The 12,913-nt window shown below is 37.0% G+C and carries 10 protein-coding genes; 9 read left to right on the forward strand and 1 reads right to left on the reverse strand.

What is annotated here, in order from left to right; all coding sequences use genetic code 11:
• The first annotated feature begins 40 nt into the window (after positions 1 to 40).
• Both RHP76_RS22690 and RHP76_RS22695 read left to right on the forward strand, forming a co-directional pair.
• Positions 41 to 3,625, forward strand: coding sequence for a choice-of-anchor L domain-containing protein (locus tag RHP76_RS22690; protein ID WP_311229138.1), 3,585 nt, complete (start codon positions 41 to 43; stop codon positions 3,623 to 3,625).
• 287 nt (positions 3,626 to 3,912) lie between these two features.
• Complete coding sequence (locus tag RHP76_RS22695) at positions 3,913 to 6,270, forward strand: choice-of-anchor L domain-containing protein (protein ID WP_062671124.1); 2,358 nt, start codon at positions 3,913 to 3,915, stop codon at positions 6,268 to 6,270.
• 129 nt (positions 6,271 to 6,399) lie between these two features.
• On the opposite strand, the gene rsmA is transcribed toward RHP76_RS22695, so the two are convergent.
• Complete coding sequence (gene rsmA, locus RHP76_RS22700; RefSeq protein ID WP_123278054.1) at positions 6,400 to 7,170, reverse strand: 16S rRNA (adenine(1518)-N(6)/adenine(1519)-N(6))-dimethyltransferase RsmA; 771 nt, start codon at positions 7,168 to 7,170, stop codon at positions 6,400 to 6,402.
• A gap of 91 nt (positions 7,171 to 7,261) precedes the next feature.
• Between rsmA and RHP76_RS22705 the strand changes: the two genes are divergently transcribed.
• From RHP76_RS22705 to RHP76_RS22735, 7 genes are all read left to right on the forward strand, one after another.
• Complete coding sequence (locus RHP76_RS22705) at positions 7,262 to 8,161, forward strand: cell division protein FtsX (RefSeq protein ID WP_062671119.1); 900 nt, start codon at positions 7,262 to 7,264, stop codon at positions 8,159 to 8,161.
• A gap of 2 nt (positions 8,162 to 8,163) precedes the next feature.
• Positions 8,164 to 8,460, forward strand: coding sequence for a DUF3098 domain-containing protein (locus RHP76_RS22710; RefSeq protein WP_062671117.1), 297 nt, complete (start codon positions 8,164 to 8,166; stop codon positions 8,458 to 8,460).
• A 111-nt stretch (positions 8,461 to 8,571) separates the two neighbouring features.
• Entirely contained in the window at positions 8,572 to 9,390 is an 819-nt protein-coding gene (locus RHP76_RS22715) for an undecaprenyl-diphosphate phosphatase (protein ID WP_062671115.1), read from the forward strand.
• Positions 9,390 to 9,800, forward strand: a complete 411-nt coding sequence (locus RHP76_RS22720) for a hypothetical protein (protein WP_120233166.1) — start codon at positions 9,390 to 9,392, stop codon at positions 9,798 to 9,800. Before RHP76_RS22715 ends, RHP76_RS22720 begins: the two co-directional genes overlap by 1 nt.
• Positions 9,797 to 10,495 (forward strand): tRNA pseudouridine(55) synthase TruB, encoded by a 699-nt coding sequence (truB, locus tag RHP76_RS22725; protein WP_062671113.1) that lies wholly within the window; start codon positions 9,797 to 9,799, stop codon positions 10,493 to 10,495. Before RHP76_RS22720 ends, truB begins: the two co-directional genes overlap by 4 nt.
• Before the next feature lie 271 nt (positions 10,496 to 10,766).
• Positions 10,767 to 11,489 (forward strand): 23S rRNA pseudouridine(2604) synthase RluF, encoded by a 723-nt coding sequence (gene rluF / locus RHP76_RS22730; protein ID WP_311229139.1) that lies wholly within the window; start codon positions 10,767 to 10,769, stop codon positions 11,487 to 11,489.
• A 170-nt stretch (positions 11,490 to 11,659) separates the two neighbouring features.
• A complete protein-coding gene (locus tag RHP76_RS22735) occupies positions 11,660 to 12,883 on the forward strand; it encodes a YncE family protein (RefSeq protein WP_311229140.1) in 1,224 nt (407 codons plus the stop codon).
• Positions 12,884 to 12,913 lie beyond the last annotated feature (30 nt).

The raw sequence follows: 12,913 nt of genomic DNA on the forward strand, positions 1-12,913 counted from the left end.
CAATCAAAAAAAATAGTATTTTTGTTCAAAATAATATAAAATGTTAAATAGGAGGAGAGGAAATTTATTTTTAGCGTTATTTTTAGCTTTCATGGGGAACTTTGTTTTGGCTCAAAATAAAGGAAGGGTAGAAATTGCTGCAAAACCTAAAGCTGCTTCTTTGAGGGCAGGTGTTTTTATAGATGTAAATGCACCTAGTTACCCGGAGTCCGGCTATCCTATAACCCAGCTTATAAATGATGTGCTTATATCAGGAGGCTCTACTTGTACCAGTTCAACGGTAAGCAATGTAACCGTTTCTCCTAACTTGTCTGCCACCAATCAGAACCGTAGCTGGGGATATTTTAATAAATCAAATACCAACTTTCCTTTTAGTAAAGGGATTATACTTTCAACCGGATATGCCAATAAAGCAGGGAATACTTTTCAGGGAACATTAAGTGATGATCTGGGAACCGGAGGAGATGTAGATCTTGCGAACGCTTTAGGGATTGCTAACAATAACCTAACCAATGCAACCTCTATAGAGTTTGACTTTGTAGCCGCCTCTACTGAAATTACTTTCAGATATTTATTTGCTTCTAAAGAATATCAGCAAAACTTTCCATGTACTATTACAGATGGTTTCGCTTTGCTGTTAAAAAAGGCATCTGATCCTACTTATACCAATCTTGCAGTGCTTCCCGGAGGAGCAGGACCTGTAAGTGTAACGAATATTCACCCGCAATATCAAAACTGCGGACCTAAGAATGAAGCCTATTACGGAGGAACAAATACCGCTCAGATTGAAACCAATTTTAACGGACGTACTATTCCTCTGACAGCAAAAGCAACTGTCATTCCCGGGCAAACCTACCATTTTAAAATTGTGTTGGCGGATTATCAGGATCCCAACTTTGATTCAGCAGTATTTCTTGAAGCAGGATCATTTGATATCGGGGTGAAAATCCTGGATCCGGCTGGCGTGCAGCTTCCTGATTCTGTTAATATGTGTGATAATACACCACAGACTTTTACAGCCTCTGTACAGGGACCTAATATAACGTATCAGTGGTATCAGGGTACCACTCCGATTGCAGGAGCTACCAATGCAAGTTACACGGCAACAGCACCAGGGGTATACACCGTTAAGGTTTTCATCCAGGGGAATACCTGTCCGGGGGAAGCTACTATTACAGTAGTTGGCGGAACATCTCCTACAGTACAGAATGCTACATTAACAGCCTGTTATGCTGCCGGAAATGCAACTTTTAATTTAACATCAGCACAAGCTTCAATAAGCACCACACCGGGAGCTGTGTTTACCTACTATACCACATTGGCGGATGCTAATGCAGGAAATGCAAATACAATTCCTAATCCAACAGCTCATCAGAGTGCAGGTGGAACGGTGTATGTGAGAGTAGCAAACGGTTTCTGTGCAAAAGTAGCACAGCTGCAATTGGTAAAGGCGCCACAAATGACGCCTACTATTGCTCCTCCGGCTGTACTTACCTGTGCTAACTCTCAGACTACACTGGATGCTTCAGCCTCTGTTTATCCGGCAGGAGCTACTTTCAACTGGACAACTACAGGAGGAAATATTGTTTCAGGAGGAACTACTTTAAACCCTGTCATTAATGCGGCAGGAACATATACTTTAACTATTACAAAAGTTTATCAGCCTGGAAATATCAGCTGTACCGCTGTAGGAACTGTAACTGTAACAGGAAACAGTGCCCCGCCAGTTACCGGGCTTACAGCAAGCAAAATAAAAATCTGTAAAGGAGATTCTGTAACACTTACCGCTTCAGGCGGGGCTACCTATAACTGGGGTAATGGCCTTACAGGAAACGGAAGTACACAGGTTGTTTCACCTACTGTTACCACTACTTATACCGTAACAGCAGTAGGTGCAAATGGTTGTGTCTCTCAAAACCCTGCAACGATAACAATAGAAGTTTCAGAGCCTTTTACAGCACAAAATGCAACACTGCATAAGTGTTATCAGCCAGGATTAACTTATAATCTTACTGAAGCTCAGCCTCAGATTACAACTACTGCAGGCGTTACTTTTACTTATTATATCAATCAGGCTGATGCCAATGCAGCTAACGGAAACTTTATTGCAGTACCTACAACATATACACCTCCCGGAGGAAGCCAGACTATTTATGTGTTAGTAAGCAATGGAGGCTGCAGCTATGTAGTATCTCTGCAGTTATTAAGCACAGCCCAAACTACTCTTACCATTGCTGCACCACAAACAATTACCTGTACAACTCCTCAGGTTACTATCAATGCTTCGGCATCAGTAGTTCCTGCAGGATCTACAATTGCCTGGACAACAACCGGAGGAACTATTGTATCAGGAGGTAATACTCTTACCCCTGTTGTAAGCTCTGGAGGAACTTATAATCTAACGGTTACTAACATTTCACAACCAGGAAACCTGAGCTGTACATTTACTGCTACAGTAACAGTTCAGGAAGATAAAGTACAACCGGTTGCTGCATTGGTTTCATCACAACCTCGTATTTGTGTGGGAGAATCAGTGACGTTGACCGCTTCCGGAGGGGTAACCTATAACTGGGGCAATGGTCTTACAGGAAATGGAAATACTCAGGTTGTTTCACCTACTACGACTACTGTTTATACGGTATTTGCAGTTGGAGCTAACGGATGTATTTCTGCAACGCCCGCTACTGTTACAGTTCAGGTAGGACCACCTATAGCAGGTCTTACAGCATCTAAATTAAAAATCTGTGAAGGAGAATCTGTAACATTAACTGCCACAGGAGGGATCACTTATAACTGGGTAGGACTTACAGGAAACGGAAACACACAGGTAGTGACGCCTACCGTAACAACAGAGTATTCAGTATATGCATTAGGAGGAAACGGATGTAGCTCTGTGAATCCGGCTAAAGTTACTATTGAAGTAGTTCCGGCGATTGTTTCTACCTTAAAAGATGTATTTGTCTGCGCAGGAGATAAAGGAACTCTGGATGCCGGGGCAGGACCCAACTATACTTATGTATGGAGTACAGGAGCAACGACTCAGACGATAACCACTAATATTCCCGGAACGTATTCTGTGATAATCAGCAATGGGGTTTGTTCCAAAACATTCTCTGCACAGCTTATTAATCCTGATCTGCCACAGTTTACCAATATTGTTTATGATAACCATATTCTTACACTTATGGCAAGTAATCCTACAGGTGGAACTTTAGAATATTCTATAGATGGAGGATTGACATGGCAGCCATCCAATATATTTACAGGTATTTTGAATAATACGATGTATTCTGTAATGGTAAGAGTGAAAGGTGCCAAATGTGGTACTTCACTGGATTACTTTACATTTGTTATCAGCAATGCTATTACTCCAAATATGGATGGTGTAAATGATACCATTGACTTTACTGGAATCAGCGGATACAAAGACTTCGCAGCTTCAATTTTCGACCGATACGGGGCGGAAGTATTTAAAGCAAGTAAAGGTAATGTTATATGGACAGGATCTTTAAAAGGAATCAATCTTCCTACCGCTACTTACTGGTATAGAGTACAATGGGAAAATCCGGCCAGCAAGAAAATGGAACAACGTTCAGGTTGGATTCTCTTAAAGAACAGAAACTAGAATTTACTAAAATAAAAAATCAACAACAAAATCTTTCAGCAATGAAAGATTTTGTTGTTTTTAGGAATAAAGATTGTTGCGTTTTGTGAATTATTTGGAATAGGGGAGGAATATGTTAAAATATTTTGTAATACAATGCTACCACACTATTTATGATTTGTCCGAATAGGGATTGATTAATGAAAATTTACTGTAAGAGGTTCTTATTTTGTTTTTTTGTGGTAAAAAATATAAATATGTATATGATATATTTAAAAAAAAATTAAATTTGTTGAAACAAAAATATTATGAGAAGATATCTACCGCTTTGTTTATTTTTTTTAGTCATCTCGACTTTTTTATTTTCACAAGATCTGCCTCCGCGAAAACAGGCAAAAGAAATTCCTTCCAATCTATCCGGAAGGGCTGGTGCTTTTATTGATGTGAATGCTCCGCAGTATCCTGAAACAGCTTATACTATTGAAAAAATGGTTAAAGATGTATTGATCTCATCCGGGACCAATACTTGTCTTACTCCCAATGTAACCAATGTGAAGATTACACCTAACCATGCTGCAAGTGAGGCAAACAGAGCATGGGGATATTTTCATAAGGCTGCAACCAATTTTCCGTTTAAAGATGGACTTATTCTTTCCACAGGATTTGCAAGAAGAGCTGGTAACACCTTTGAGGGTGGCCTTAGTGATGTGAACGGTGGAGGATCTGATGCTGACCTTGCACAGGTGATTGGGGTAGTGGAAAGCAGATTGAATGATGCTGTGCTTTTGGAGTTTGACTTCGTTCCAACCACCTCTCAGATTAAATTTAATTATCTGATTGCCTCAGAAGAATATACAGGCTCATTCCCTTGTACCTTTGCAGATGCATTTGCCATCTTATTGAGACCTACTTCAGGTGGACCTTATGTAAATATGGCTGTACTTCCGGGAGGAGCAGGACCGGTAAGTATTACCAATATCCACCCTGCAATTGCAGGGAGTTGTGGTGCCGTAAACGAACAATATTTTGCAGGATATAACACCGGGAACGTTGAAACAAATTTTAACGGAAGAACGATTCCATTGACTGCTACGGCAACCGTAGTAGCAGGACAGCAATACCACTTCAAAATGGTAATTGCCGATTACAGTGACCACAGTTATGACTCTGCAGTATTCCTTGAAGGTGGATCTTTCAATATCGGAGTAGACCTTTTAGATCCTGCAGGAACCAAATTGCCTTCAGATATCAATGTATGTGATAATGTCCCTCAGGTAATTACAGCTTCTGTAAATGACCCTAACCTTGTATATCAGTGGTTCTATAACGGTGCACCAATACCTAATGCAACGACTAATACAATTACTGCAATACAGCCTGGTACTTATACTATCGAAGTAAGTGTTCCAGGTAATCCATGTCCGGGTAAAGCTTCCATACAGATTCACGGAGGAACAACACCTCAGGCTCAGGATGCAACATTGCTGCTTTGTACCACACCGGATATTACTACTTTTGATTTAAGTACAATTATGCCTACCATCAGCCCAACGCCTGGAGCTATCTTTAAATTCTACGAAAATCAGGCGGATGCTGTTGCACAGAATAACAACTATATTCAGACTCCTTTAAACTATAATGGTAACGATGGACAGATTTTGTATGTTTTGGTTTCCAATGGAGGATTCTGTAGCAAAATTGTAGAACTGACATTACAGAAAGAAGCAACCCCAACCGCTAAAGTGAAAGCTTCCAGAATAAAAATCTGTCCGGGAGAATCTGTAACTCTTACTGCTGAAGGAGGAGATACTTATCTGTGGAGCAATTTTATGGGAACAGGGAATATGCAGACCGTTACTCTGTATCAGACTACCACATTTACAGTATATGCAATTGGAGCAAAAGGATGTAAATCTCTGAATCCGGCAACAATTAGAATTGAAGTGACACCAGAAATTACCTCTACATTGAAAGATGTTGAAATGTGTGTAGGTGATGTTGTAACCCTGGATGCAGGAGCTGGTGACGGTTATAAATATCTTTGGAGCACAGGTGCTACAACGCAGAAAATTAATGTAAACCAATGGGGTATTTACTCAGTGGAAATTGATAACGGTATCTGTAAGAAAGTTTTTGAAGCTAAAGTAATGGGAGCAGCAACTCCTTTCGTTACCGCTTTAAATTATGAAAGTATCAAAAAGTCAGTAACAATTACAGCGGAAAACCCGCCAATGAACAATACACCAAGTACTTTGGAATATTCTATTGACAATGGTATTACATGGCAGGCTTCTAATGTATTTACTAACCTTTTAGATAATACAAACTACACTGTTTTAGTAAGAAGAGTAGGAACGCATTGTGTGGGATCTCTTGAATTCTTTACATTGCAGATTAACAATATCATTACGCCGAACGAAGACGGAATCAACGATGTACTGGATCTTAAGGCTCTTGGAGACTTTAAAAACTTTACAGGTTCTGTGTATGACAGATATGGAGTAGAAATGTTCAGATTCTCAAAAGAAAATCCTACCTGGGACGGAACAGTAGGTGGTAAGAGACTTCCTACAGCAACATACTGGTATAAATTCAACTTTGAGTATCCAAAATCAAAAGCTCAGATGAACTGGTCAGGATGGATCATGCTGAAGAACAGAAACTAAAATTGATAATGTACTATAAAAGAAAGCCTTTCGAATTTATTTGAAAGGCTTTCTACTTTTAACGAATAAGGGTATTGTACTTTATTCAACAAAAAAGCTCTTGATAAAGGAGCTTTTTATAATAATTGTCTATTGATTTTCTTTCCAGAGATTCGCAAAGTGTATAAAATCTGCAACACTAAGTTCTTCCGCTCTCTTATCTAAAAATTCATGTCCTTTTAAGGCTTCAGGAATGTTTAATGATTTCAGAGCATTAGAAAGCTTTTTTCTTCTTTGGTTGAAACCTGTCTTAACAATCTGCTTAAACAGAACCTCATTGCCTGTAAGTCCTTCTTTAGGGTTTCTTGTAAGTCTGATGACTCCAGATTTTACTTTTGGCGGAGGATTGAAGACGTTCTCATGTACCGTAAACATATAAGATACATCATAATACGCCTGTATCAGAACAGAAAGAATACCGTAATCTTTAGTTCTGGGAACAGCAGCCGTTCTTTCAGCAACCTCTTTCTGGAACATTCCCACCATTTCCGGGATCAATTGGTAATGATCTACAATCTGAAACAGAATCTGTGACGAAATGTTGTAAGGGAAATTTCCAATGATAGCAATCTGATCGTCTTTGATAAAACTGAAATCCTGCTTCAGGAAATCTCCTACAAAAGTTTCTTCCGTTACTTTTTTATAATTGTTTTTCAGGTATTCAATAGATTCTGTGTCTATTTCTGCAAGGTAAATGTTCTGATCCTTTTCAAGAAGATATTTGGTAAGAACTCCCATTCCAGGGCCTACTTCCATGATGTTGGTATAGTTCTCAAAACTAAGACCTTCTACAATTTTTCTTGCGATATTTTCATCTGTCAGGAAGTGCTGTCCAAGATGTTTTTTTGCTTTTACACTCAAAGTTTTTTATGATTTTATTAACAGTGATTTTCTTTATTTCGTCCCAAATTTCGGAAGATTTTTTCTATTTTAGCCAAAAATTTTAATATTAATGGCTAAATCTGTAGATGAATTTAATAAGAAAAGGCTTCGGTCCAGCAATATTACAGTAGTGATAAGTATTGCCTTAGTGTTATTTTTGTTAGGATTAATGGGGCTTATTCTGATTAATGCCCAGAAGTATTCTGACTATATCAAAGAGCAGTTGGTGGTGAATGCCTACTTTGATGAAAACTATGATGCTAAAGATTCTGTAAAAATTGCAAAACTTGAGGAAGAAACTTTTAAAAAGGTACAGTTATTAGCTCCTGTAAAAAAAGCGACTTATATTTCAAGGGATATGGCGGCTAAAGAAGCCAAAAAGAGTATGGGAATCGACAGTGATGCATTGTTCGAAGAAAATATTTTCCCTTCCTCTATTGAAGTAGCTTTAAAACCTGAATTCGTAGATCCAGCAAAAATTGATGAAGCCATCAAAGAGATCAAATCTGTTCCAGGGATTATCGATGTTAAAAATGACAGTACTTTGATGGTAGATGTTTACAATAACCTGAGCAGAATTCTGAAATGGATTTTAGGATTTTCGATTCTGTTTCTGATATTGGCAGTTGTATTGATCAACAACTCTATCCGTCTGAAGATATTCTCAAAGAGATTTATTATTAAAACAATGCAGTTGGTAGGAGCGAAAAGAAGATTTATCCTTAAACCTTTCATTGTAGAAGCTATTATTCTGGGAGCTATCGGTTCTGTAATAGGTCTTATTGCGTTAGGTGGAGTCTGGTATTATTTCACAAGTCAGATTGGTTCAGCTTTCGTGCAGGACAACAATCAGTACTTCTGGTTAGTTATCCTGGTACTTGGAGTAGGAATTTTTATTTCTGTGTTAAGTACAATTTTCGCTACATGGAGATTCTTAAAATCAAACGTTGACGATTTATATTACTCTTAATAATGAGCAAAAAAACAAATAAATTTTCCGCTTCAGACTTTGGACATGAAGCTGAAGTACCACAGGAAAACACTTTCTATTTCGGACAGCAGAATTTCAAATGGATGCTGATCGGATTAGCATTTATTGTAGTAGGATTTCTACTGATGATGGGACCTGATGCCAATACTGTAGATGGAAAATTTGATCCTAACTCATGGAATGACGGGATCTTTTCTATCAGAAGAATCAGAATAGCACCTTTGTTTGTTGTTATAGGATTTGCAATAGAAGTGTACGCGATCTTAAAAAGAAAATAAATAAAATAATTTTATTTAAGGATTAAAAAATTTAAGAATTGAAAGATGTAAGCCAATGAGCTGATTTTTCTAATTCTTAAATCTTTTAATCTTTTTAATTTTTAAAAGAATATGGATTTAATCAAAGCAATTATTATTGCCATTGTAGAAGGCTTGACGGAATATCTTCCGATTTCCTCTACAGCACATATGGGATTTACTGCGAATCTTATGGGGTTGGAAGAAACAGAATTTTTAAAAATGTTTCAGGTGTCTATTCAGTTTGGAGCTATTTTATCTGTGGTAGTAGCCTATTGGAAAAAGTTTTTTGACTTAAATAATATTCAGTTCTATTTCAAACTTGCATTTGCCGTAGTTCCGGCTTTGGTATTGGGATATTTATTCGATGATAAAATTGAAGCCGTTCTTGGGAACCAGATTGCGATTTCTTCCGTATTGGTTTTAGGGGGTGTTGTTTTGCTGTTTGCAGATAAATGGTTTAAGAATCCTAAGATTGATGATGAAAAAGGAATTACGATAAGAAATGCTGTTACCATTGGTTTCTGGCAGTGTCTTGCAATGATGCCGGGTACAAGCCGTAGTGCTGCTTCCATCATTGGGGGAATGGCACAAGGTCTTACCAGAAAGGCTGCTGCAGAATTCTCTTTTTTTCTTGCAGTTCCTACCATGCTTGCGGTAACAGTGTACTCAGTTTTTGTTAAGACCTGGGGAAAAGAAACCGCAAATCCACAGAAAGGATATGAAATGATTATGTCTTCACAGGATCACATTATGATCTTCGTGGTAGGAAATATTGTAGCATTTATTGTAGCACTTATTGCCATTAAAGCATTTATTGGTGTGCTTAACAAATATGGATTCAAACCTTGGGGCTGGTACCGTATTTTTGTTGGAGTTGCCCTGTTGATTTATTTTTATTTCTTTAAATAATGCAAAACATATTATTTAAAGAGAAATTTGTTTATCTACTTTGTCTGTTATTTTTCATCCTTGGTGGCTTTATCTTTATTCCTTTAAATATCCATCCTTTTGCTTATAATGTAGGTTTAGAACATGATATTTTTGTAACAAGTATTCTTATTTTTGCAATTATAATTTTCATTTTCTTGATTAACAAAAAAAGAATTACAATACGATTAATAAATATTTATCTCATATTAGTTTTATTAATAAATATTAAATCTTTTATTGCTTTATTTTTTAATCATTATTATGATTATACCCCTTATTATTGTAAAGCTGTAATAACTGTATTTTTAATAATTCTTCTTTATCTTGTAAATAAATATAAAGTTAGTTTCAAACAAGTGAGAGAAATAGACAATATTGGAAAAGAATGACTGCTGAAGAACTGAAATCAGGATACATTTTTTTATTGGATAAGCCTTTGGACTGGACTTCTTTCCAGGCTGTCAATAAAATGAAATATAAACTTAAGAGGGAGTTTGATCTTCCTAAAAAATTTAAAATCGGACACGCCGGAACTTTAGATCCCAGAGCAACTGGGCTTCTTATTGTCTGCTGTGGAAAATTTACAAAGAAAATTCCTGAAATTCAGGATGCTCCCAAAGAATATTGGACAGAGATCAAGATTGGTGTACAAACGGAATCCTATGATACTGAAAAGCCTGAAATTCTTCAACAGGATATCTCGCATATTACTGAACAACAGGTAAAAGAAGTGTTGGAAAAATTTGTTGGAGAAATTGAACAGAAACCACCTGTTTATTCGGCTATTAAAATTGATGGTGAAAGAGCATACAACCTTGCCAGAGCTGGTGAAGAAGTGGAAATGAAAGCAAGAAAAACAACGATCCATTACATCAAGGATATTAAAATTGATTTTCCTGTGGTGAGTTTTATGGTAGGATGTTCAAAAGGAACCTACATCAGAAGTCTGGCCCATGATATCGGGCAGGAATTGGGAGTAGGAGCTTATCTGACACAGCTGAGACGTACCAAGATTGGCGACTATGCCATTGAAGATGCTACAGATCAGTTCCTGAATAACGAGTACAGATTTGAAGGTCTGTAAAAATTAAACCAGCAATTCTCAGGAGATTGAAAATAATACACCATCAGGAAATATTGATTATGGTATTACTTTCATAAGAATATCATTTTCTTCCTAATTTTGCATTAGGAAATACTGAAAATACAAGTTTCCTATTCAAAAATATTGAGCCAAAAGGAGGAATCGTTTTCAAATCACATAAACTGCAAGATGGGATGATGATTTTTCATAGATTTAAACTATGGACCTCCGATTTCAGTAATAAAAATTATACCGGCTACGGAAAAGACTAATGGAAAAAACGCGTATCAATAAATATTTATCAGAAGTGGGATACTGTTCAAGGAGAGCAGCAGATAAACTTTTGGAAGAAGGAAGGATCAAGATAAACGGGAAAATTCCTGAGTTAGGAACCAAAGTTTCTGATGAAGATCTTGTAGAAGTAGATGGAAAACTGATCAGAGAGCCTCAGGAAAAACCGGTGTATATCGTTTTTAATAAGCCGGTAGGAATCGTTTGTACCACGGATACAAAACGTGAAAAAAATAATATCGTAGATTATATCAATCACCCCAAAAGAATTTTTCCGATCGGAAGACTGGATAAACCAAGTGAAGGACTTATTTTCTTAACGAGCGATGGTGATATCGTTAATAAAATTCTTAGAGCACGAAATAACCACGAGAAAGAATATCTTGTTCGGGTAGACAAACCTATCACACCAAGATTTTTGGAAAAAATGCGAAACGGTGTTCCAATTCTTGATACCGTGACTAAAAAATGTGAGGTAGAAAAGATTGATGAAATGAATTTCAGAATTGTTCTTACTCAGGGATTGAACAGACAGATCCGAAGAATGTGTGAATATCTTGGATACGAAGTAAAAAAACTTAAGAGAATCCGTATCATGAATATCAAACTTGATTTACCTATCGGGAAATGGAGAGATATGACGGATGAGGAACTGAATACACTTAACTCCCTGCTGGCAGATTCCAGTAAAACAATTGATTAAAAATATCTAAAATACTTAACGGTTTTTAATTTCATGCTTCCTTGTATTACCTATGGGAAGCATTATTTTTTAATGTTATTTATTGTTTTTTCACGTATTGGTGTAATATATTTTATTTTTCAGTGAAAATGTTTTATATTTATAATATTAACAATAATAGCCTGAAAATCATGAAATTAAGTCTTAATTCAGTTCTATTATGTATTACTTTGGTAATATTAGTGAGTTGTCAAAATGATAATCATTATCCGGATCATCCACATGATTCTTCATTTTACATTGATTACAGAAGTTTAAAAGGATTACCAGACGGAATTGCCGTTATTGAACTTGATCCTGAAGCACCCAATTTTGGAAATATAAGCAGCAAACTTGAATTGGGCATTGGTGTACTGCCGCATCATATTTACTACAATCAGAATGCCAATAAAATGTTCACAACTGCTTTGGGAGGCAGCTATCTCTACGAAGTAAAAACCGGACAAGACCAAAACGGACAACCCATATTATTGAACGCAACTCCTGTTGATACGGGCGAGAATACGGTAGGCGAAAATTTATTTTTTACCAATGACGGAAGGTATTTTATGACCTTTATGGGTGGAGCAGGAGGTCCAAAAGACGGAAGTATAGGTGTTTTTAACGCGGCTAATAATAAGCTTATCAAAACGATTAAAGCACCCATTCAGACTAACCCAAATAAGTTTATCATGTATCCACACGGTATTTCCATCAATGAGGAAAAAGGATTGATGATGGTATCATCCACTATTCACCCTGATCTTACTACCGGAATGGGTAATACCTGTACTTTATTAGATCTCAATACTTACGAAATAAAGGAAACCTATCAGGTTGCAGACTCTCCAACTGATTTATCTGCTCCTGTAGAAGTCTTGTTACTGCGCGGAAAGTTCCCGCAATATGCACTTGCTACTACAATGCTTGGTGGAGATATCTGGATAGCTCCCTATAATGCTATAACCAAAAAATATGATGCTTTTACTAAGATTTTTGACGGAAGCACAAAAGGTTTAGGCTGGGCACTTGAAATGTATATCGATGATACCAACAAATTGTACGTGAGTTTTGCAGAACCTGGAAAAGTACTTGTCTTTGATATTAATAATCTTCCTCAACTAAAGCTTTTGAAGACTCTGGATGCGGATAAAGGCGCACATCATATGGCTTTCTTTAAAACCAAATCAGGAAAAGAAGTTGTAGCAGTACAGAATAATTTATTGGATCTTCCCAACTTAAATTCCGGTACGATCAGTATAATTGATATTAATACGGAAAAAAAATTAGGCACAGTAGATTTACGTAATAAATACGGAATACTGCCGGAATCCATTGAAGGGACTAATGGGCCAAGCAACTACATGCATCACTAAAATCGAAGATATTATTTTACAGGACGTAAC

It is taken from the genome of Chryseobacterium sp. SG20098 (assembly GCF_031844745.1).
GTDB classification, from domain to species: domain Bacteria; phylum Bacteroidota; class Bacteroidia; order Flavobacteriales; family Weeksellaceae; genus Chryseobacterium; species Chryseobacterium cucumeris.